The 20,924-nt window shown below is 67.3% G+C and carries 24 protein-coding genes; 11 read left to right on the top strand and 13 right to left on the bottom strand.

What is annotated here, in order from left to right; genetic code table 11:
- Positions 1-59 precede the first annotated feature (59 nt).
- The 3 genes from E0L17_RS01535 to E0L17_RS01525 form a co-directional block, all read right to left on the bottom strand.
- A complete protein-coding gene (locus tag E0L17_RS01535; RefSeq protein ID WP_167929535.1) occupies positions 60-854 on the bottom strand; it encodes a CHAD domain-containing protein in 795 nt (264 codons plus the stop codon).
- A gap of 115 nt (positions 855-969) precedes the next feature.
- Positions 970-2,295 carry a lipase family protein gene (locus E0L17_RS01530; protein ID WP_167929534.1) on the bottom strand — a complete coding sequence of 442 codons (1,326 nt, stop codon included), beginning with the start codon at positions 2,293-2,295 and terminating at the stop codon, positions 970-972.
- On the bottom strand, positions 2,295-3,602 hold the full coding sequence (locus E0L17_RS01525) for a putative ABC transporter permease (protein ID WP_167929533.1): 1,308 nt from the start codon (positions 3,600-3,602) through the stop codon (positions 2,295-2,297). The genes E0L17_RS01530 and E0L17_RS01525 overlap by 1 nt, the downstream gene beginning before the upstream one ends.
- A 201-nt stretch (positions 3,603-3,803) precedes the next feature.
- On the opposite strand from E0L17_RS01525, the gene E0L17_RS01520 reads away from it, so the two are divergent.
- Positions 3,804-4,736: a LysR family transcriptional regulator gene (locus E0L17_RS01520; RefSeq protein ID WP_167929532.1), complete on the top strand. Its 933-nt coding sequence runs from the start codon at positions 3,804-3,806 to the stop codon at positions 4,734-4,736.
- Positions 4,737-4,852: 116 nt separating this feature from the next.
- On the opposite strand, the gene E0L17_RS01515 is transcribed toward E0L17_RS01520, so the two are convergent.
- Complete coding sequence (locus E0L17_RS01515) at positions 4,853-5,851, bottom strand: hypothetical protein (protein ID WP_167929531.1); 999 nt, start codon at positions 5,849-5,851, stop codon at positions 4,853-4,855.
- Positions 5,852-6,039: 188 nt separating this feature from the next.
- Here E0L17_RS01515 and E0L17_RS01510 point away from each other — a divergent pair, with 188 nt between their 5' ends.
- The 3 genes from E0L17_RS01510 (at position 6,040) to E0L17_RS01500 (ending at position 8,273) form a co-directional block, all read left to right on the top strand.
- On the top strand, positions 6,040-6,822 hold the full coding sequence (locus E0L17_RS01510) for an SDR family NAD(P)-dependent oxidoreductase (protein ID WP_167929530.1): 783 nt from the start codon (positions 6,040-6,042) through the stop codon (positions 6,820-6,822).
- Between the two features lie 3 nt (positions 6,823-6,825).
- On the top strand, positions 6,826-7,893 hold the full coding sequence (locus tag E0L17_RS01505) for a Gfo/Idh/MocA family protein (protein WP_167929529.1): 1,068 nt from the start codon (positions 6,826-6,828) through the stop codon (positions 7,891-7,893).
- Positions 7,894-7,976: 83 nt separating this feature from the next.
- Positions 7,977-8,273: a hypothetical protein gene (locus tag E0L17_RS01500; RefSeq protein ID WP_167929528.1), complete on the top strand. Its 297-nt coding sequence runs from the start codon at positions 7,977-7,979 to the stop codon at positions 8,271-8,273.
- A gap of 194 nt (positions 8,274-8,467) precedes the next feature.
- Here E0L17_RS01500 and E0L17_RS01495 read toward each other — a convergent pair whose 3' ends face one another.
- Positions 8,468-9,019: a flavin reductase family protein gene (locus E0L17_RS01495; protein WP_286163205.1), complete on the bottom strand. Its 552-nt coding sequence runs from the start codon at positions 9,017-9,019 to the stop codon at positions 8,468-8,470.
- 32 nt (positions 9,020-9,051) lie between these two features.
- On the opposite strand from E0L17_RS01495, the gene E0L17_RS01490 reads away from it, so the two are divergent.
- Positions 9,052-9,714, top strand: a complete 663-nt coding sequence (locus E0L17_RS01490; RefSeq protein ID WP_167929527.1) for an MBL fold metallo-hydrolase — start codon at positions 9,052-9,054, stop codon at positions 9,712-9,714.
- A 1-nt stretch (position 9,715) separates the two neighbouring features.
- Positions 9,716-10,708, top strand: coding sequence for a GNAT family N-acetyltransferase (locus E0L17_RS01485; RefSeq protein ID WP_167929526.1), 993 nt, complete (start codon positions 9,716-9,718; stop codon positions 10,706-10,708).
- A gap of 60 nt (positions 10,709-10,768) precedes the next feature.
- Here E0L17_RS01485 and E0L17_RS01480 read toward each other — a convergent pair whose 3' ends face one another.
- The 3 genes from E0L17_RS01480 to E0L17_RS01470 all read right to left on the bottom strand — a co-directional run bounded on the left by E0L17_RS01480 (position 10,769) and on the right by E0L17_RS01470 (position 13,196).
- Positions 10,769-11,818: a PDDEXK nuclease domain-containing protein gene (locus tag E0L17_RS01480; RefSeq protein ID WP_167929525.1), complete on the bottom strand. Its 1,050-nt coding sequence runs from the start codon at positions 11,816-11,818 to the stop codon at positions 10,769-10,771.
- A gap of 246 nt (positions 11,819-12,064) precedes the next feature.
- Entirely contained in the window at positions 12,065-12,520 is a 456-nt protein-coding gene (locus E0L17_RS01475; protein ID WP_167929524.1) for an SWIM zinc finger family protein, read from the bottom strand.
- A 55-nt stretch (positions 12,521-12,575) separates the two neighbouring features.
- Positions 12,576-13,196, bottom strand: a complete 621-nt coding sequence (locus E0L17_RS01470; RefSeq protein ID WP_167929523.1) for a DNA-3-methyladenine glycosylase I — start codon at positions 13,194-13,196, stop codon at positions 12,576-12,578.
- Positions 13,197-13,259: 63 nt separating this feature from the next.
- On the opposite strand from E0L17_RS01470, the gene E0L17_RS01465 reads away from it, so the two are divergent.
- Entirely contained in the window at positions 13,260-13,694 is a 435-nt protein-coding gene (locus E0L17_RS01465) for a DUF1810 domain-containing protein (RefSeq protein WP_167929522.1), read from the top strand.
- A 254-nt stretch (positions 13,695-13,948) separates the two neighbouring features.
- On the opposite strand, the gene E0L17_RS01460 is transcribed toward E0L17_RS01465, so the two are convergent.
- Complete coding sequence (locus E0L17_RS01460; RefSeq protein WP_286163204.1) at positions 13,949-15,187, bottom strand: MFS transporter; 1,239 nt, start codon at positions 15,185-15,187, stop codon at positions 13,949-13,951.
- A 60-nt stretch (positions 15,188-15,247) separates the two neighbouring features.
- Between E0L17_RS01460 and E0L17_RS01455 the strand changes: the two genes are divergently transcribed.
- On the top strand, positions 15,248-16,672 hold the full coding sequence (locus E0L17_RS01455; protein ID WP_167929520.1) for a DUF2252 domain-containing protein: 1,425 nt from the start codon (positions 15,248-15,250) through the stop codon (positions 16,670-16,672).
- 7 nt (positions 16,673-16,679) lie between these two features.
- Here the strand turns inward: E0L17_RS01455 and E0L17_RS01450 are convergent, their stop codons facing one another.
- The 4 genes from E0L17_RS01450 to E0L17_RS01435 all read right to left on the bottom strand — a co-directional run bounded on the left by E0L17_RS01450 (position 16,680) and on the right by E0L17_RS01435 (position 18,450).
- Entirely contained in the window at positions 16,680-17,054 is a 375-nt protein-coding gene (locus tag E0L17_RS01450; RefSeq protein ID WP_167929519.1) for an XRE family transcriptional regulator, read from the bottom strand.
- A gap of 274 nt (positions 17,055-17,328) precedes the next feature.
- On the bottom strand, positions 17,329-17,757 hold the full coding sequence (locus tag E0L17_RS01445; RefSeq protein WP_167929518.1) for a type II toxin-antitoxin system VapC family toxin: 429 nt from the start codon (positions 17,755-17,757) through the stop codon (positions 17,329-17,331).
- Complete coding sequence (locus tag E0L17_RS01440) at positions 17,750-18,028, bottom strand: type II toxin-antitoxin system RelB/DinJ family antitoxin (RefSeq protein WP_167929517.1); 279 nt, start codon at positions 18,026-18,028, stop codon at positions 17,750-17,752. Before E0L17_RS01440 ends, E0L17_RS01445 begins: the two co-directional genes overlap by 8 nt.
- Positions 18,029-18,099: 71 nt before the next feature.
- Positions 18,100-18,450 (bottom strand): winged helix-turn-helix transcriptional regulator, encoded by a 351-nt coding sequence (locus E0L17_RS01435; RefSeq protein WP_167929516.1) that lies wholly within the window; start codon positions 18,448-18,450, stop codon positions 18,100-18,102.
- A gap of 122 nt (positions 18,451-18,572) precedes the next feature.
- On the opposite strand from E0L17_RS01435, the gene E0L17_RS01430 reads away from it, so the two are divergent.
- Genes E0L17_RS01430 through E0L17_RS01420 form a run of 3 tightly spaced genes read left to right on the top strand, consistent with a single transcriptional unit; the run spans position 18,573 to position 20,850 of the window.
- Positions 18,573-19,217, top strand: coding sequence for an NAD(P)-dependent oxidoreductase (locus tag E0L17_RS01430; protein ID WP_167929515.1), 645 nt, complete (start codon positions 18,573-18,575; stop codon positions 19,215-19,217).
- Positions 19,218-19,244: 27 nt separating this feature from the next.
- Complete coding sequence (locus E0L17_RS01425; protein WP_167929514.1) at positions 19,245-20,069, top strand: protein-ADP-ribose hydrolase; 825 nt, start codon at positions 19,245-19,247, stop codon at positions 20,067-20,069.
- The gene (locus tag E0L17_RS01420; RefSeq protein WP_167929513.1) at positions 19,993-20,850 is read left to right on the top strand and encodes an SIR2 family NAD-dependent protein deacylase; all 858 of its coding nucleotides are present in this window, start codon (positions 19,993-19,995) and stop codon (positions 20,848-20,850) included. The genes E0L17_RS01425 and E0L17_RS01420 overlap by 77 nt, the downstream gene beginning before the upstream one ends.
- The last annotated feature ends 74 nt before the right edge of the window (positions 20,851-20,924 follow it).

The raw sequence follows: 20,924 nt of genomic DNA, 5'->3' as shown, positions 1-20,924 counted from the left end.
CGTTCAATTTCGAATGAGACAAACGAACCTGTCCCCCTTGTCTCGCCGTCCCCCTTGTCTCACTGCTCGCAGAAGGAGTCCACGAGGGCCTGGTTCTGGGCGAGAAGGACCTCGAGGGCGCGACGCGCCTCGTCGGAGAGCCCCCTCGTGGGAAACTCGCGCGCCATCGCCACGTTGACGCGGGCGTCGCAGATGTCCCCGAGCTCGTCCTGCACGCCCTTCATGCGCGCCCCCTCGGCGACGGCGTCGGGCCCCAGCAGGCCCGCGAAGCTCTCCCCGACGTAGCGCACGCGCTTCGCGCGCTTGCGCAGGGTGTGCACGGCGTCGGCGTCCGCCCGGTCGACGCGCGCGTAGCGCTCGTCGACGCTGCGGACCAGATCGTCGAACGTCGCGCGCACGTCCGCCCGCGTCACGCCCGCCTCGCGAGCGCCCCGCCGCCAGGGCAGCTTCTCCATCGCCTTTCTCACGCGTCGCAGCGCACGGCGCGCGTGACGCCCGCGCATGACGTCGACGACGTGGTTGCGCTCGAGCTCGCGCAGCTCGCCGATCTTCTCGTCGAGCTCGCCGTACGGGACGTCGAGCGCGCGGACCTGCCTCAGCAGCACGTCGTACTCGCGCAGGCGCGAGGTCTCTATCACCACGGAGCGCAGGTCGTCCTGGAGCAGCCGGTGCCGGCGGCGCCTGAGGAACGGCGAGGAGAACGCGAGCAGGCTGCGCAGGGTGCGGATGGAGATGCGCAGGCGGTGGATGGTCTCGACGTCGTCCGGGTCGGCGAGAAACGCCTCGAGCCGGCGCTCCACCGTCCGCTCGCCCTCGCGCAGCACGCGTGCGAGCTCCTTGCGCACGTCCCCCATCGCCTGCCTCCCGTGCCAGTCACGCCAATCACGTCAGGTTCGTTTGGCGTGCCATTTTAACCGGGTTCGTTTGGCATGCCAAACGAACCTGACGTGATTGGCGTGACTGGCGGGCTTAGCTGGCGCGAACGGCGTCGAGGGACTGCATCCAGGCGATGTAGACGCTCGGGTAGTGGCCGTAGAGCACCTGCATGGGGTTCACGTCGGCGAGAAGGTCGTGCGCGAGGGAGAAGACCCCGCCCGCGCTCGCCAGATCGTCGTCCGTGGGAATCTCGCGCCCCAGGTCCTCCACGAGCTTGTCCACGTGCTCGCGGTCCTCGGGCACGTACGGGCACTCCACGCCCGTGTTTGCCTCGAAGACCCGGCACATCCCCTCGTACTTCTCGTCAAAGCCCTCGTCACCGTAGCCGGGAAGCCAGAGGTCGTGCCCAAAGCGCGTATAGCCCCAGGACTCCAGCGGCAGGCGCGGCACCATGTCGCTGGGGTTCATGATGTTGAAGATGTTGTCGTAGAGGGCGTCACGCGCGGTATCGAAGGTCGTGACCTCGGGCGTGGCAAAGGTGTAGCAGTAGATGCTCTCGAGCGGCGCCAGCACGCGCAGACCCTGCGACATCTCGTCGGCGTATGCGGCGGCGATGTTGGCCGTGGCCGCCCCGCGCGAGTGCCCGGTGAAGAGCAGGCAGATGTCGTCGGTACCGCCGAGGCCTGCCTCCTCGGTGATACGCGCGGCGAGCGCGTCCACGATCTCGCGCGCGGCCTGGGCAAAGCCCTCGTGCGTGATCTCGTCCATGTCGTAGGCGGCGGCGTCGCCCATGTTGAGGTCGCTCAGCCACTCGGAGCCGTAGCTCCCGCGGATGGACACGAGGAAAAGGGTCTTCTCGGCGCCGCCCTCGCCCGTCACGCGCTTGGTGGCAACCGAGTAGGCGACCACGTCGTCCGTGCCGGTGATGAAGTCCACGACCTCGTCGAAGATCTCGCTGCGGTACTGATACGACGCCGTGGAGATCTCCTCGAAGCCCAGCGCCGCGAGCGCGGCCTCCATGTAGGCCGGCGAGTCCGAGCCCGCCTGGTAGTACGCGGACTCGGAGTTGGACACGGCGGAGAGCACGGAGCACGTGGTGGCCAACTCGTGGTTGTACTCGGTGGGATCCTGGAAGAACCACTCGTCGTCCCAGGACACCTCCGTGGAGATGGTCTCCGTGCCCGTGGCCATGCTCGTGAAGTCGATGCGCGTCGAGAAGGACCCCGTGCGCCCGGTAGAGCCCTCCAGCGCCGCGAACTCGCTCGGGGCCTGGACCACGCCCAGGCCCTCCTCCCTCTGCACGAGGCGCCGCTGCACCGCCAGGCCGAGCGCGATGACGGCGACGGCCAGGACCGCCAGCAGGGCGAGAAGGACGCGCCGCCCCCAGCGCGGCCTCGCCGGGACCTCGCCCGGCGCCATCATGCCTCCGGGCCCGCCGAGGCGTCAGCCACGGCGCGCGCCGCGCCGTCCACGCGCGCGGAGTCGTCCGGCGTGATGGTCATGGACTCGAAGCGGTGCGCCATGTAGTCGTTGTCGTAGTGCTCGGCGTAGAACTGCTCGACGGGTGTGGTCTGCGGGATGCCGGAGAGGCGCTCGAACCAGCAGTCCAGCGCCTCGAGCGTCATGACGCCGTTCACGAGCATGAGGACGGCGCAGAGCGTGGTGAAGGAGTAGCGGACCTTCCACGGGATGAGGTTGATGAGCCTGAGCATCCACGGGAGGCAGAGCTTGATCCACACGAAGCCGAGGGCGCCCCACATGCACATGAAGAGCGTCGAGGTGCGTCCGCCAAAGATGGCCGCGATCGGGTCGGGGAAGAGCCCGAAGATCGTGGAGCCCGAGTAGTCCCAGGCCACGGCGCCGAAGCCCATCTCCATGAACCAAGCCGTCGCGGCCTCGAAGAGACCCCCGATCACGGCGGAGACGACGAAGATGATAATCGGGTTGGCCCTGTAGAAGCGGTTGAGCGCCACCGTCATGAGCACGGCGCCAAAGCCGTAGATGGGCGAGAAGGGCCCGAAGAGCAGGCCGGCGCGGTCCTGAACCTCGCCGGGCACCACGATGACGAAGTGGTACACGGTCTCGATGATGAGCCCGAGGAAGCAGCAGATCACGAAGACCCAGAACAGGTTGAAGAAGTTGAGCTCGATGTAGCCCTTACCCTCGAGGTCGCGCCCGAGCATGTCCTCCTCGGCGGCCTCGCGGTCGACCATGTCGCGCACGCGGCGCTTGAGCTCGCGCTCCTGCCTGAGCGAGGGGTCAACGGTGACGGAAATGGCGACCAGAATGAGCAGCTGGATGGCATCGGAGATGAGCGTGGTGTCGATGCCCTGCAGCATGATCTTGAGCAGGACCTGGATGACCGAGGTGCCTATGAGCACGTGCGACCAGCGCACCGCGTTGCGGCGCTGGCTCTTGCGCAGCGAGTGCCCAAAGACGACGAGCGCGACCGCGTTACCGATGGTGACGAGATAGCTGATGGCGAGAAGGACCACGGGCAGCGTGGGGTCGGTGCCCACGATGATCATGGACGGGTCAGTCTGGAGCGACCACCCCATGAGCGCGGCGAAGACGACGACCGCGAACGCGGTGAACACGCCGAGAACGGTACAGAGAATTCCGTAGAGCCTCATCACGAGGGGGATTCTCCGCTCGGCATCGCCGTGCTCGGGAGCGACCCCCGGCGTTGTGGGCTGCGCTGGCGCGGGCTGCTGTTCTAAGGTCATGCGGGCTCCTTGACACCACGTCGTCAGACAACCATATAGGATACAACGCTAGCCGAACCGTAGGGATGGTTAGCTCACTCCGAGAATCGCCCGCAACTTTCAATCTACGGTTGATATCGGAAAGGGCGCCCCCGTCCTCGAGAGTCACCCCGAGCGCGCGGATAGACTGGGAAGGACGCCGGGTACCGTCGAAGGAGATCAATGAACATCAGGCAGCTCGTGTTCTTCTGCGGCGCGGCGCGCACGGGGAACTTCTCCGTCGTCGCGCGGGAGGAGGGCGTCTCGGTCCAGGCTGTCTCCAAGTCGATTCACGAGCTTGAGGACGAGCTCGGCGGGCAGCTGTTTGTCCGAGCGGGCCGTGGGATGCGCCTCACGCCCCTCGGGAACGCGCTGCTCGAGCCGGCACGAAGGGCGGTTGAGAGCTTCGAGTCCGTGGGGCAGATCGCCGACTCCCTGAGCAGAGGGCCGGCGCCGAGAAGCGACCTCAGGCTTGCCCTCGTCACGCCGCCCTTCTCGAAGCACGAGTTCATCTGCGGCATCGTGGCGCGCCTCATGACGCACTCCCTCGGAATCGAGACGCGCCTCTCCGTCCGGACGGGGGCCGCCGCGCTGGCAGACCTCAGGGCAGGGAGCCTCGACGCCCTCTTCACCATCGGTCGCCTGAGCGCCCCGGGGTGCACCTGCGCCCAGATCGGGACGGTCACGCCGGGCGTCTTTCTGGGCCGGAGGCACCCCCTGCGCGGCAGGGGCCGCCTGACCTTTGCCGACCTCGCCCCCTACCCCGTGCTCTGGAATGACGAGATAGACGGCTTCAACGAGACGGTGCTGGTCACCTGTCGCCAGCATGGGCTCGCCTCCCCTCTGGAGCACGTCAGCACCAACGAGGGGGTCGTCGACCACCTGGAAAGCCGCAACGGGTACATCATGGGCGTCAACCTCAAGGCGCTCAGCATCCTGCCCTTTGCGGCGATGCATGACCTGAACCCGGCCGAGGCGCCCGCCATCCCGGTGTGCCTCGCGCTGCTCGAGGGGCCCCGCCGAGCGGAGGTGGAGCGCCTCGACCAGTTCTGCCGGAACGAGTTCTCCCTTCTGAAGAGGCTTCTGAGCTCCGGGGGCACCGTCGCCGGATACTAGCGAGGCAGGGGCGGTGAGACAGGGGGGACAGGTTCATTTGTCTCATTAGAGTTCTAATGAGACAAATGAACCTGTCCCCCCTGTCTCACCGCCCCCCTGTCTCACCGCCCCTTCGCCTACGCGGCCGAGGGAGCCCCCTCACCCGCGCGGTCGAGAGCCTTCCTGAAGCCCTTGGACATGCCGGAGAGCTTCTCGTAGACGTCGACCTGCGGCGTGTCCGCGCGGCCGGCCTCGATGTAGCGGCGCATGACGGAGACGAGGATGTAGGGCTTCACGAAGGCCCCGTGGATGCCGCTCCAGAGCACGAGGGCGATGACGGCGCAGAGCACGACGAGCGAGGTGCCGGCGGGCACGGCGGTGCCGTCCTCGAGCGTGGCGGTGGCGTCAATCTGGGAGAGGACGGTCGTGAGCGGCTCGATCGATCCCAGGACGAGGTACGCGACGCCGAAGAACGCACCGCCGATGAGCGCGAGCGAGACGACGGTGATGGCGATCACCTTGGCGGAGTTCCTCATGAGGGTCTTCCAGTTCTGGAAGTAGATCACGGCGCCGTCGCACGTGCTCTTGAACGCGGACTGCTCGCCGTGGAGGAAGACCCAGCCAAGGCTGCAGTAGTTGAGGTACTCGAGCACCACGCTGACGACCGCGGAGATGATGCCGGCGATGACGGAGGCGGGGCCCGTGCTGTTCTCGCCGTCGATCCCGCGCGCGAGCGCGTTCATGCCGGAGGAGACCTCGCTGGTGATGGCCTTGGTGATCGACCACAGTCCGTAGTAGACGCTCGCCGTGGCGAAGCGGTCCTTCACGGCGCGCTTGCCCGCCTCATAGGTGTCCTCGGGGAGCTCGCCGGTGGCGACGCCCTCGGTGATCATGGCGACCTGCCCGGCCGTGAGCAGGTAGCCGCCGTAGTGCGCGACGACGTAGAAGACGATGAGCGCCACGATGAACGCGACGCCCGTCGCGGCGAGCTGCGCCATCTCGTCCAGGCCGGCCATGCCCGTGGTGACGAAGGCGACGAGCGGCAGGGCGGCCAGCAGAACGAGGCACAGCACGGTCCGCACGAGGCGCATGACGGAGAACTTCAGCGTGCGGCGGTAGATCTCGGAGTTCTTCATGACGTTCCCTTCAGGTGTTCGCGGATGCCCGGACAGGCGCGGGCGGCACCCCATTCCGGGCAACAAAACCGAGTCATGGTATCAGCCAGCGGTGCGCCGCCAGACGAGAAACGCGAATGTCATCCGCTGGTGGAACATGCCGTGCCAAAATGGGAGGCACGTCACCTCGGGCACGTCTGGAGGGCACCATGACCAACATCGCGATCGTCACCGGAGCGTCGTCCGGGCTCGGCGCCGAGCTCGTGCGCCTGCTCGCCGAGGGCTACTTCGGCCCGCTCGACCAGATCTGGGCCGTCTCGCGCCGCGCGGAGCGCACCTCCCCGCGCGTGCGCCCGTTCGCGCTCGACCTCACGGACCCCGCGTCGTTCGACGTGCTTGAGCGGGCGCTCGCCGAGACCCCCGGCGGCCGCGTCGCCCTTCTCGTCAACAATGCCGGCTTCGGCACGTTCGGCGACTTCGCGGCCATGCCCGCGCCGGACAACGCCGCCATGGCGCGCCTGCTCGTGCTCGCGCCCGTGGAGCTCACGTACCGCGCGCTGCCGTACATGGCCGCCGGCTCGCGCATCCTCAACGTATCGAGCGTGGCGGCCTTCATGCCGCAGCCGGGGCTTGCCACCTACTCCGCCGCGAAGCGCTTTGTGCTGGACCTCTCCCGGGCGCTCGACGCGGAGCTCGGGCCCGTGGGCATCCACGTGACGTCGCTCTGCCCCAAGTTCATGCGCACGGGCTTTCTCGACCACGCCGGCGCGGGGGACGTCGCCGCGCGCATGGCGGGCCTCACCGGCTTCGAGGACGTGCGCCGCGTGGCCAGGCGCGGCCTCGAAGCCGCGCGGGCGGGGCGGGCGCTCTGCATCCCCTCGGCGGACATGCGCGCCTTCTACGTCGCCGCCAAGCTGCTCCCCTACCCGCTGCTGATGGGGGCCGAGCGGGCCCTCATGGGCCTCGGGGCCGCGCGCGGGAAGAGGGGGTGAGCCATGGGCGAGAAGGACCTGGGCGAGAGGGGCGGACGCACGGTGCGCTGGGGGATCGTCGGCGCGGGCAGGATAGCGCACCGGTTCGCCCGGAGCCTCGCGCACGAGGGGCGCTCCGAGCTCGTTGCCATCAGCTGCCGCTCCGCCGGGAGGGCGGAGGCCTTCGCCCTCGAGCATGGCGTCCCCGAGGGCGGCGCCCTCTCGGACGAGGCGCTCGGCGGGGTCGCGGGCGCGGCGCACGCCGCACTTCTCGCCCGCCCTGACGTCGATGCCGTCTACCTCGCGCTCCCCCACTCGATGCACCTCGCGTGGGCGCTTGCCGCCCTGCGCGCCGGCAAGGCCGTGCTCTGCGAGAAGCCGGCCTGCGTGGACGCGGCGGAGGCGCGCGAGCTCGTCCGCGCGGCGCGCGAGACGGGGACCCTCCTCATGGAGGCCATGAAGACGCGCTTCTCGCCCCTCTACCGGCACGTGCGCGAGCTCGTCGCACGGGGCGGCATCGGCGAGGTCCGCCGCGTCGAGGCGTTCCTCGAGAACGACATGGGCGACCGCATCGCCCGCGGGGGCGACTACCTCTCCGACGCCCGCGGCGGGGGCATCCTGCTGGACTCGGGCGTCTACTGCGCCTCCTGGGTGGACGACTACCTGGGCGGCCCCTTCGAGGTCGTGGCCGCGCGGGCCCGCTGGGACCACGGCCACGACTGCTTCGTCGACGCGGAGCTCGCGCGCGGCGCGCTCACGGCCCGGCTCGTCACCGCCGCCGACACGGCGGGACCCCGGACGGCCCGGGTCGTCGGGACGAGGGGCGTCATCACCGTGGAGGACATGCACCGCCCGCAGCGCGCCCGGCTGGAGCGCGCCGAGGCCGAGGCCGCCGACATCGAGCTCCCCTACCCCGTCGACGACTTCTACGACGAGATCGAGCACTTCGTCGGCCTCGTGCTCTCCGGGCGCAGCGAGTCGGACGTCATGCCCCTCTCGGCGACGCTGCGCTGCGCCGAGCTACTCGACGCCGTGGGGGACGCCGCCGGGGCGGCCGGGGCCCGGCGCCCTCAACCGCCGGCGCACGCCTGACGGCCGCAGCTCGTCCCCGGGTGGCCCAACGGGTAATCTAGAGGGGCAAACGCGCCCCGCGCGCACGACACGAAAGGACATTCATGGACATCCAGGCAATCATCGCCCAGGTCTCCGCCGCCCTGGCGGACGCCCCCGAGAAGCTCCAGGAGCTCGTCTCCGACCCCAAGGGCACGATCGAGGGCATCACCGGCGTCGAGCTCGGCGAGGGCGACCTCTCCCAGATCGTCGACGGCGTCAAGAGCGGCATCGCCGACGGCAGCCTCGACCTCGGCGGCCTCGACCTGGGCAGCATCGCCGGCAACCTCGGCGACATGCTCGAGAGCACCCCGCTCGGCGGCATCGCCGACAGCCTGGGCGGCCTCTTCGGCAAGAAGTAGGGCGCGCGACATCCCGGCACGAGCCACGGCACTCCCCGCCCGCACCCGTAGGTGCCGGCGGGGAGTGCCGGTTTATTTGACCGTTTGCGAGCGGGGGCGCCGTCTCGCACGCGGCGTTCCTTCGGGAGTGCCGGCGCGGCGCGGTCCGCGAGCCGGCACTCATGGGTGCCGGGCACGGCGGGCGCGACGCAATCCTATCTCAGGACGTAGGCGCTCACGATTTCCGCGTAGTACGCGGTGTGCGGCGCGTCGGTGGAGTAGTAGCGCTCGCGCAGGTCGTCCGGAAGGCGCGCCTCGTCCTGCTCGCTCTTGAAGAGCACGCGGCACTCGAGCGTGAGCGGGAACTCCCGGACGGCGGGCGCGCCGACCTCCTCCCCCTCCGCGAGCGTGAGGCCGAGCTCGGCGACCTTGTCCGTGTCGCGGCCGCTCTTGGAGCCGCAGACCGCCAGGATCTGGCTGATGCGCTGGTCGTGGTCCTTCTCGCCCGTGCGCATGGGAACGCTGACCGTGAACTCGCCACTCTTCTCGATGAGGCCGTAGGTGAAGCGGCTGCTGCGGACGTATGCCACGAAGAGCTGCTTGCCCCACTCGACTCCCAGCGTGCCCCAGCCTATGGTCATGGGGTTGGCGCGCCCGTCCGCGCTCGCGGTCAGCAGCACGCCCGTGGGCAGCTCGCGAAGGATGGTGGGTGCGTACTCGGCGACGTCGATCTTCTCGCGCATGATGGCCTCCGGCTCAACGTACAATCAGATGACTAGATTATAGGAGGGGAGCCGCCATGAGCAGCCTCGAGAACGTCCGCGTGTTCACCCAGAGCGCCATCCGGGTCGAGGGGGCGGGCGGCACCGTCGCCTACTTCGACCCCTTTGCGCTAACTGACGCCGAGGCCGCGCACGACGCGGACTACGTGCTGATCACCCACGCCCACTACGACCACCTCTCGCCCGAGGACTACGCGCGCGTCGCCGGCGAGAAGACCGTGGTCGTGGCGCCAGCGAGCATGGCCGGCGAGGTGGCGGGGCTGGGCGCCGCCGCAACGCACCTCATGGACGCGGGCGAGAAGATCGAGCTGCCGGGGATCTGCGTGGAGGCCGTGCCCGCCTACAACGTGGAGCCCGAGCGCCTGGGCATGCACCCGCGTGAGAACGGCTGGCTCGGCTACGTGGTCACGCTCGACGACGAGCCCACGCGCTACTACGTCTCCGGCGACACGGACCAGAACCCGGACAACGAGACGGTGAGCTGCGACGTCGCGCTCGTGCCGATCGGCGGCACCTACACCTGCGACCCGCGTCAGGCCGCGGCCTTCGTGAACGCCCTGCGCCCCGCCGTCGTGGTGCCCACCCACTACGGCAGCATCGTCGGCACCTACGACGACTTCGACGCCTTTGCCGCCGAGGTCAGCCCCTCCATCTCCGTCATCCGCAAGCTCGAGCGCTGACGTGCAAAAGGGACAGGCACTTTTGCACGCCTACGGCAAGGCGGAGACGATCGCGCTGCTCGACCGGGCCGGAATCGCCTACGAGCTCTACGAGCACGAGGCGGTCTTCACCGTGGGGCAGGCGCACGCCGCGGGCATCCCCCACCAGGAGCTCGGCGCCAAGAACCTCTTCCTGCGGGACGACAAGCACCGCGCGTACTACCTCGTCTGCCTTCCGGACGAGAAGGACGTCTCGCTGCGAGAGGTCCAGGAACGCCTGGGCTCTCGCCGCCTCTCGTTTGCGAGCGAGAGGGACCTGCGCTCGATGCTCGGCCTCGCGCCCGGCTCCGTCACGCCGCTCGGCGCGCTGAACGATGGCCGAGGGCGCGTGGAGGTCGTAATCGACCAGGAACTCGTCGATGCCGGACACGTGACCGTCCACCCGTGCGACAACACCGCGACCGTCCTTCTCGCCACGGCGGACCTGATCGCGCTACTGCGCGAGCATGGTTGCACCGTGCGCATGGTTGACCTCTCCCCCTTTGTTCGACGCAGGCTCACCGACGAGGACCTTCCCGCGCTCCTTGCCCTCTGCGAGAGCAATCCCGCGTACTACGAGCTCTACGGCGAGAGGCCGACGCTCGAGAACCTGGCCCAGGCTCTCCGCGAGCCGCCGCCCGGATGCCAGGCCGACCAGAAGGAGTTTCTCGGCTTCCTTGCGCAGGGGGAGCTCGTCGCCGTCATGGACGTCGTCCGCGGCTACCCCGACGAGCGGTCGGCCTACGTGGGGCTTCTCATGGTCGACGGAGCGTGGCATGGACGTGGAGTCGGCACGCTGATCATGCGCGCCGAGCTCCGCAGGCTGCGAGCCGAGGGCCTCTCTCGCGTGCGCCTGGCGTACATCGAGGGCAACGAGCCGGCGCGGAAGTTTTGGGCCAAGCTCGGCTTCGAGCCCACCGGGGAGGTCGCGAGCACGCCACACTACGTCGCCGTTCTCATGGAGCGGGTGCTCTAGCCCATTTTGCGGTTTTCTAGTTGGCGCCCGTCTCCAAACTGACAGACGGGCGCCCGATGGTTATTCCTCGCCTCGCTCCGCACGGGCCTCGGCGATCGCGCGGCGCGTGGGCTCGAGGGCGTCGGTCAGCTCCTCCTCGGTGGGCAGGCACGTGACGTAGCTCGACGCGAAGAGTCCCTTGCCGTCGGCGAGAGCAGAGTACTTCGCCACCGTTCGGTCTGAGCTCGAGCAAAGGATGAGACCGATGGTCGGGTTGTCGTCAGTACCCGCGTACTTCTCGTTGAACAGCCGGACGTAGAAGTCCATCTGCCCTACGTCCTTGGCGTTGAGCGGACGAGTCTTGAGCTCGATGAGCACGTAGCACTTAAGCTTGATGTTGTAGAAGACGAGGTCAACATAGTGGCTTGCCTGTTCGCCATCGAGCCGGTACTGACGTCCAACAAAGGCGAAGCCGCGCCCCAGCTCCAGCATGAACTCCTGCAGCCTCGTCATGAGTGCCTGCTCGAGCTGGTGCTCATCAAAGTCCGTGCGACCGCCCAGGTCCAGGAAGTCCAGGACGTACGGGTCCTTGATGAAGTCGTCTGCCCCCGTCACGGGCTCGGAACGCTGAATCTCGGTGCGGATGAGCTCGCGCTTCTCACCCTGCGAAGAGAGGAGGCGCTCACGGTAGAACGTTGCGATCTGGTGGTCGAGCTGACGAGAAGTCCAGCGCTCGTCTGCCGCAGCGTTCATGTAAAACTCGCGCTGCTCCTGATCAGGGATACGCATCAGCCTACGATAGTGCGTCCAGCTCAATTGTGCACGCAGCGCGTGCACTTTTGGAAACGCAAGATAGAACTGCTGCATCTGATAGAGATTCCTCGGCGTAAACCCCTTCCCGTACTCCGCAGTCAGCCTCTCCGCCAGGTACTGCACCAGATGCTTCCCGTACTCCGCACGCTCCCCCGTCGCCTCCACGATCTGGCGCCCGATCTCCCAATACGCCTCGACCATGGCGCTGTTGACAGCACGCTCCACCTTGCCGCGCGCGGACTCCAATGTCTCGCGAACGGACACGTAGACTCGCTCGTCGTTCTTCTCGTCAAACTGCTTGATGGACTTCTTGGCCATAGCTGAACCCCCGTCTCACTCACGGCAAACCAACCTGCACAGACTGTGAGCTCCGGACTTTGCGGGTGCCGGAAGATGGGCGTACCAACCCACCCGAGACAAACAAGTGTGACCAGTCCCTATTACCCCTAGTCACCCGCCGGCACGTACCATTGGGGGCCTCCGTGCCGCTCTTGTCGCCCTCGTACCTTGACGAGAGTATAACATATTATGAAACACATGTTCTCTCGAATGGTCACTTTTTTACTACCACCAACGACGACGGTCACGCAGGTCGTCAATCTCGAGCAGCGCTCGGTAGAGCTCCTCCTGAAGCTCGGCCTTCTTGAGGCCCCTCACGTACTGCCACGTCTCTGCACGATGGGCCTCCTCGCGGGCAGCCTCCTCCGCCGCCCACCGCTCCTCAGCATGCAGAAGCTCATCTGCCTCGGCGGGATAGACGGTGAAGTAGAGCGCGACCATGTGCTTGCAGATAACATGGCGACCCTCAGCAAAGGGGCAGGTGCAGGTCGACTTCTTGGGATGCGCTATGTCGATGTGCACCTCATAGGGCGTATCGCCGTTTCCCGAGACGACCCCTTCGAACTGTTGCGGATAATCCCCTGGTCCCGAGGGCTCCCACGAGAGCACCTTGCGAGCGGTGTAGTAGTCGTAACCTCTCCACAGCGAGGCGCCGCTCGCCAGATACGGAAGCTTGGTCATTGCTACGACTCCTCTCTCGCACGCGAATGAGTCAAAAGTGACTGTCCCTTTTGACTCATTCGTAGTGCCGGACGTCCTTCTCGAGGTGGCGGCGCCTCTCGACGGTGGGGCCCATGGCGTTCACCGCGGCGTAGCGCGGGCAGTCGCGACCGTGGTCATTGATGATGCCGCAGGCCTGAAGGTGCGAGTAGACCGTCGTGGGGCCCAGGTACTTGAAGCCTCGGTGCTTGAGGTCGGCGGCCACGCGCGCCGAGAGGCCGTTGCTCACGGGAATCCACCCGTCGGCGTGCTTGTTGTAGAGGATCGTCTTGCCGTCGGAGAAGCCCCAGAGGTAGGCGTCGAAGCTGCCGAACTCCTCGCGCACGCGCTGGAAGCAGCGCGCGTTGTTGATGGTGGCCTCGACCTTGCGGCGGGAACGGATCATTCCCGGCGTCTCTAGGATGCGCTCTACGTCCTCCGGGCCAAACGCCGCCACGGCGTCAAAGTCAAAGCCGGAGAAGCATGCGCGGAACACCTCGCGCTTATGCAGCATCATGGTCCAGTTGAGCCCGCACTGCATGACCTCGAGCGAGAGGAACTCGAACTGCCCGCGGTCGTCGTGCAGGGGCACGCCCCACTCCTCGTCGTGGTAGCGCAGGCAGAGCTCGTCGGTGGTATCCCAGTCGCAGTAGGACATGCGACCCTCCGTTCTTCTCGGCAGGCGACGGGTCTATTATCTGACAAAGGAAAGGGGCATCGCATGACCGCAGGCTTTGACATCGAGCGCTTCGTCCGAGCGCAGGACGGCGACGTCTACGAACGGGCGCTCGGCGAGATTCGCGCCGGTCGCAAGCGGGGTCACTGGATCTGGTTCGTCTTCCCGCAGGCGCACGGGCTCGGCCGCAGCCCCATGGCGGAGCGCTACGGCATCGCCAGCCGCGGGGAGCTTGACGCATACGTCAACCATCCCCTGCTCAGGGCGCGTCTTCTTAAAATCTCGCACGCACTTCTCGCCCTGCCGGGAAGCGACCCCGCGGCCGTGCTGGGAGACATCGACGCGCTCAAGGTCCGCTCGTCGATGACGCTCTTCGAGCTCACGGGCACAGACCCCGTCTTTGGCGCCGTGCTGGACAAGTACTATGCCGGCAGTCGCGATGGACTCACGCTGGGAATCGTGAGCGAGAGCTGGGGGTAATGGCCCTTACGCGCCGACACTCATGAGTGCCCGCCAGGAGTGTCGGCCGAGTTGACAGGTTATGGCGAGGAGTGTCGGCTTCTTCTCGCGATATGTCGAGAAGTGCCGGCTGCAGCAAGTCGCTTGGCCGACACTCATGAGTGCCGTCCGGTAGGTAAAAGGGGACGGGTTTTTCCTCTCAGCGAATCTGGGACAGGTCGCGCCCGCGGGCGGCACCTGTCCCAGATTCGCTGAGAGGAAAAACCCGTCCCCTTTTACTCGATGTGGCGGATGGCGGGGATTGCCCAGGTCACGCAGGCGAGAAGAACCATCGCGGCGCCGGCTCCCACAAACCACGCCGGTGCGCCCACCGCGTCCGCGAAGAGCGACGAGAACGCCAGCCCAAGCGGCATCGCCCAGGACATGATGGCGCCGTAGAGGCCGAAGACGCGGCCCAAATACTCGGGCGGGACCTTCTCCTGCATGAGGGCGGTCTGCGGGCCGGAGTAGAACGGCGAGCTCAGGCCCATGAGGAAGCTCATGGCGAGAAACGCCACGAAGCCGCCCGCCCCGAGCATGCCCGCCACGAGCGTGGCTACGCCGTAGAGCGCCGTCGCCGCCACGACGGTGAGCGCGCGGTTCCTGAGGCCGCCCGTGGCCGCGAGCAGCGCCGAGCCCGCGATCATGCCCACCGAGAACACGATCTCCGCCGTGGCGGCGTCTCCCGTGGTGCCACCGAAGTGGTCGAGCGTCATGAGCGGGAAGAGCGCCGAGATGGGCGAGAAGACCAGCGTGAAGACGAAACCGCACCAGAGCAGTGCGAAGAGGCCGCGGTAGCCGCGCAGAACGCGGTAGCCGTCGGCGGTCTCAGCCGCGAGGGAACGGGCCTGGGCCACAAGGCCGAGGTTCTTCTCGCCTGCTGCCTCGCCCCGGACAGCGCCGCCCACGTCGAGCCGTGCCGCCAGAACCGCGACCGTGGCGAAGAGCGCGCCTGCGACGTCGAGCGCGATCATGGCCGTGAGCCCCCAGAGCGGGTATATCACCGCCGCGATGGCCGTGCCGAGGATGTAGCCGCCCGACTGCACTGCCTGCGTCACGCCCGCGAGGCGCGTGAGGTGCTCGGCAGGCGCCACGAGCGGCGTGAGCGCCTGGAAGGCCGGAGTGTGCAGAGAGCTGCCGATAGCCCGCACAAAGAGCGCGACCATGACCACCCACACGGGAAGCGTGCCCGTGAGCGAGATCGCCGCCACGACGGCGCTCACCGCCGCGATGAAGAGGTCTGCGCCGATGAGCGTGACTTTGAGCGGCAGGCGGTCCACGATGGTCCCCGCGAAGGTGCCGAACAGCGCAAGCGGCAGAAAGCCCGCGAGCGATGCCAAGGAAAGCATGCTCGCCGAGTTAGTCGTGAGCGTGATGTGCCAGACGAAGCCCATCTGCAGGATGGAGCTCGTGAGCACCGAGACGAGCTCGCCGCCCCACACGCACGCCAGCTTGAGCTTCCAGCCGCTCTCCAAAATGCCATCCCCCTTATGTGACAATCGAACCTGTCCCCATTGTCACACGAAAGGACTCGCATGGACGAGCTCGAGATAATCGAGAAGAACGCCACGCCCAGCTCGCAGGCGGTGCTCTACCGGCCGGCGCCCACGGTCGAGGAGCGCCGCGCCACAGGGCTTGCCGCACGCGAGGCCTGCCCGATTGCCTCGCTCGGCGCCTGGGAGCAGCGCGAATCCAGCGAGCCCGCCATCGACCTCATCGAGCAGCAGTCCACCACACGCGACCCGAGCCTCGTGCCGCTGCGCTACGAGCGCATGGGCGTCTCGCCGTTTACGTTCTACCGCGGCAGTGCCGTCATCATGGCTGCCGACCTCGCCACGATGCCCGTCACCGGCCTCGAGGTGCAGTGCATCGGCGACGCGCACATCGGCAACTTCGGCATCTTCATGAGCCACACGCGCCACCTCGTCTTTGACGTCAACGACTTCGACGAGACCGTGCCCGGACCCTGGGAGTGGGACGTCATGCGCCTCGTGGCGAGCATTGAGATCTGCGGGCGCGACCGCGGCTTCTCCAAGGCCGACCGCCGCGACGCCGTGCGCGCCTGCGCCAAGCAGTACCGTCGAACGATGGCGCGCTTCGCCGAGATGGGCGAGCTCGACGTCTGGCACGCCCACCTCGACGTGGAGCGCGTGCTCGACGAGTTTGAGCTTGACGGCAAGACCGGCCGAACCATCCGCAAGGTCGTGGAGAAGGCACGCGAGAAGGACAGCGTGCGCGCGGCCGACCGCCTCACGGTGCGTGACGGGGAGCGCCTCCGCTTTGACACACGGCCGCCGGAGCTGGTGCCGCTCGCCGAGCTCACGTCCGCTCAGGGCTACGACGCGGCGCAGCTCTCCCACGCGCTACACGGTCTGCTCGATACCTACTTCGAGAGCCTCCCCCGCGACCGCCGCGTCCTTCTCGGCCGCTATCGCCTGCAGGACGCGGCACGCAAGGTCGTGGGCGTGGGATCGGTGGGACGGCGCGCCTGGATCGCGCTGCTCACCGGGCGTGACGAGGACGACCCGCTGGTCCTCCAGGTCAAGGAGGCCGAGGAGTCGGTCGTGGAGCGCTACTGGCGGCCGAGCGGCTTTGCCAGCCACGGCGAGCGCGTGGTGGAGGGCCAGCGCCTCGTGCAGTCCACGAGCGACTTTTTGCTGGGCTGGACGAGCGTGCCCACGCCGGACGGCGGCGCGCGCGACTACTACGTGCGCCAGCTCTGGAACGGCAAGGGCTCGATCGATCTCGCAGCAGTGGGTCCGGAGAGCCTCGAGAACGTCGCGCGCCTCTGCGCGTGGTCGCTCGCGCACGCGCACGCCCGCACCGGAGACGAGGTGGCCATCGCGGCCTACCTCGACGACGGCCACGCCTTCGAGGACGCCATGTGGGACTTCGCGCGCGCCTACGCCGACCAGAACGAGGCCGACTACCAGGCGTTCATTGAGCGGGTTAGCTCGTAGCCGCCTTCTATGCGTCCTTGCTCAGCACGGCGACACGCTGCTGAGAGAGGCCTACGAGAGAGGCAATATCTCGCAAGGTGAGGCCCTCGTCGCGAAACCGGCGAATCACTTCCCTAGTAAGACCAGAGGAGATACGCTGCTTCTCCTCAGCCTCCCTGCGCGCCGTCTCAAGCTCCTCAAGCATTCTTTGCGAGTCAGAGTCGAGCACCGGCAAGACCTCAACGGTCCCCACATCAACACCAAGAAGTGACGCTGCATCACGAACCATGTCCGCAACCTGATCGAGCCTACGCGCTTGGGTGAACAGACCCTGAATCTCCTCAACGGAGATGGCCCACCAGCCTTCGCTCCGCGTCACTCGCGCCGTTACGTCCTTTGCCATGTCACTCGCCCCCAAACAGGTAGCGGAGTATCGCGCGAGAAGTAATCTCATTCACCTCAGCATGATGGGGGATTGTCGTCTGCTTGCTCCCAACACACACCTTTGTGTGGCTCGAGCCCTCTTCCCAGACCACCAAAAGCCCCTTTGACTTCGCCAGCTCGGAGATTCGTTTCCTGAGAACACGATACTTCATTAAGTACACCCCCATTGATAACACAACTCAATAGATATTGTCTAAATAAGGTTATGGGGATTGAATTAAGCGAGTGGCTGCCTAGCCAAAGAGCTCGAGGTACTCCGCGCAGGTCATGGCGCGGACCTTGGAGCGCTTGAACGCGTCCGCGTCACGCGTGAGGATGACGTCCACGTCGTTGAGCTCGGCGCAGGCACGGATGAGGCCGTCCTCAAAGTCCGGCTCGCCGCAGCCGAGCGAGAGCTCGCACTCCTCCGCGCCCATCGGCGCGATCACGAGCAGCTCGCGTAGCTTCTCGACGGTCTCGCGTGCCTCCGCCTCCTTGCCGCCGCGCGACAGAATGAAATAGACGTCCTTGAGCGACCCGCAGGTCGCAAGCCCCACGTCTCCCCCGCCGTTGCAACGGTCGAGCACGGCCCATGCCTCTTTGGACTGTGGCCGCCCAACAACCATGGCATCGAGAAGGACGTTGGTGTCGAAGAGCAGTCTCCTGCTGTTGAAGTCACGCATAGCGACTCGCAATCATGTCGCGCATCTCTTCCTTGGTCAGGTTCACGAGCCAGTCGGCCTCGCCGAAGGATTCCCTGAGCTCGGCAAGACGCTCCATGGGACCTTGGGCAGCGGTCGCCGGCACCTCCTCCGGCACCTCGCCCGTGCGCGCGATGTTCTCCCAGACCACCTTGATGACCTCGGCCGGCGTGGATCCCGCCGCGCGGATGTAGGCGTCAGCGCGCTGACGGACCTTTTCGTCCACGCGCCCGGAAACGACCGCTGTTGCCATGTGCGAGCCTCCTTTGTAGACATGTCTACATAGTAACAGAGGCGCGGGACAGAATTGCAGCGACGCCCCAGCTAGCCCGCCAGCTGCGCCTTGAAGCCCTCGCCCCATGCCTTGAGCGCGTCGATCACGGGCGCGAGGCTCTCCCCCAGCGGCGTGAGCGAGTACTCCACGCGCGGCGGCACCTCGGCAAAGACCTCACGGTGAACGAGCCCGTCGGCCTCCATCGCGCGCAGCTGGCTCGTGAGCACCTTCTGGGAGACGCGCCCCACGCCGCGCTGCAGCTCGCCGAAGCGCTTGGTGCCGCCCAGAAGCTCGCGCAGGATGAGCGCCTTCCACTTGTCGCCGATGAGCGAGAGCGTGGTCTCCACCGGGCACGTGGGCCACTCACGCTGCTTGAGGTCCTTCTCGGCAGTTTCTTTCATCGCTGCTCACCGCCAATAGTTACCTATGGGTACTTACCGCACTTTATTGTGCCTACTTTCTCTTGTGCACCAAAGGAGAGACTATACCGGTGTCCGCAGAAGCGCAAGAGAAAGGAACCGCAATGTCCGAGAAGAATCTCAGGGTCGCCGTCGTCGCCGCCAACGGTCGCGTAGGCCAGCTCGTGGTGGAGGAGGCAGCGCGCCGCGGCATGGACGTCACCGCCGTCGTGCGCGGAGAGAACAAGACCGCTGCCGAGAAGAGTCTCGTGAAGGACGCGCTCGAGCTCACCGCCGCCGACCTCGCCGGCTTTGACGCCGTGGTGGATGCCGCGGGCGGCTGGACGCCCGAGACCATCCCCGCGATCACCAACGTGGCCATCCACCTGGCCGACTGCGTGGCCGGCACGCCCACGCGCCTCGTCGTCGTGGGCGGAGCGGGCAGTCTCTTCGTGAACCCGGAGCACACCGCCACCGTGGACCAGGGCCCTGACTTCCCCGAGGACTGGAAGCCGCTCTCGGCCGCCCACGGTGCGGCTCTGGCCAACCTGCGCGAGCGCACGGACGTCGTGTGGACCTACGTCTCCCCCGCCGCCGACTTCCAGGCGGACGGCGAGCGCACCGGCGCGTACACGCTGGCCGGCGAGGAGCTCACGCTCAACGCGGCCGGTCAGTCCACGGTGAGCTACGCCGACTACGCCATCGCGATCGTCGACCTTCTCGAGAGCGGTGAGCACGTGCGCGAGCGCGTCTCCGTGGTGAGCAAGTAGGCGCGGCGAGAAGGGCGGGCGACGGTCATGACCCAGGACGAGCGCAGGCGCTATCTCATCGACGTACTGCTGGCGGAGCGCGAGGACGGCGAGAAGATCGTGGTGCCGGAGGGCACCGACGACCAGCGGGCCCTCCTGCGCGCACTCATGAACGTTCGCCCGCCCGCGCCCGTGGCGGCAGAGGCACTGGCCGTGCAGGACGCCTACCTCGCGGAGCGCCTGCGCGAGCGCGGCGGGGCGGTCGACGCGACGGCGCTCCCGCCCGTCGACGCCGCGGACCCCGTGTTCTCGCGCGTGGCGCTCTGGCGCGGCGACATCACGCGCCTCGCGGCAGACGCCGTCGTGAACGCCGCCAACGACCAGATGCTCGGGTGCTTTGTGCCCGGGCACCACTGCATCGACAACGCGATACACACCTACGCCGGCATGCAGCTGCGCCTGGACTGCGCGCGCCTCATGGCGGCGCAGGGGCATGCCGAGCCCACGGGCGAGGTCAAAGTCACGTCCGCGCACAATCTGCCGTGCCGGTACGTGTTCCACACCGTGGGACCCATCGTGCGGGACGGCCGTCCAACCCCGCACGACGAGGTTCTTCTCGCCAGCTGCTACCGGGCGTGCCTCGAGGAGGCAACGCGCCGCGGCATCTCCACGCTTGCGTTCTGCTGCATCTCAACGGGTGTCTTCGGCTTTCCGCAGGAGGAGGCGGCGCGCGTCGCCGAGCGCGCCGTCCTCGACCACCTCGTATACACCGACCACGGGCTCAAGGTGATCTTCGATGTTTTTCTCGACTCTGACCAGCGCATCTACCAGGAGCTCCTCGACGGAGCTCGAGCGGCTCGCCGACGCGCTTGACGCTGCGGACGCCGTGCTCGTGGGAGCCGGGGCCGGGCTCTCCACAGCAGCCGGGCTCACATACTCCGGCGCGCGCTTCCGCGAGCATTTCTCCGACTTCATCGAGAAGTACGGCTTCACGGACATGTACTCCGGCGGGTTCTTCCCCTTCCCGTCCGAGGAGGAGCGCTGGGCGTACTGGAGCCGCTACATCAAGATCAACCGCTACGACCCGGTGCCCACCCCGCTCTACGAGCACCTGCTCGAGGCGCTGGGCGAGAAGGACTTCTTCGTCCTCACCACCAACGTGGACCACTGCTTCCAGCGCGCGGGCTTTCCCAAGGGGCGCCTCTTCTACACGCAGGGCGACTACGGCCTGTGGCAGTGCGGCGTCCCGTGCCACGCGCGCACCTACGACAACGAGGCCGCGGTGCTGCGCATGGTCGCCGAGCAGCGCGACATGCGCGTGCCCGCGGGGCTCGTGCCGCGCTGCCCCGTCTGCGGGGCGCCCATGACCATGAACCTGCGCGCGGACGACACCTTCGTGGAGGACGAGGGATGGCACGCCGCCGCGACCCACTACCGGGACTTCGTCCGCCGTCACCGGGGCTCGCGCCTGCTGCTCCTTGAGATCGGCGTGGGCGCCAACACCCCCGTCATCATTAAGTACCCCTTCTGGCGCATGGCAGCCGAGAACCCGCGCGCCACCTACGCCTGCGTGAACCTTGGGGAGGCCGTGGCTCCGGCGGAAATCGCCGAGCAGAGCATCCTTCTCGACGTGGGCGCAGCGGAAGTGATTTGAAAAGGGGACGGGTTATTTCTCTCAGGGAATTTGGGACAGGTTATGCCCTCGGGGCATAACCTGTCCCAAATTCC

Source organism: Olsenella sp. SW781 (assembly GCF_012027725.1).
In the GTDB taxonomy this organism is placed as follows: domain Bacteria; phylum Actinomycetota; class Coriobacteriia; order Coriobacteriales; family Atopobiaceae; genus Thermophilibacter.
This window is presented reverse-complemented; position numbering and strand designations above follow the sequence as displayed.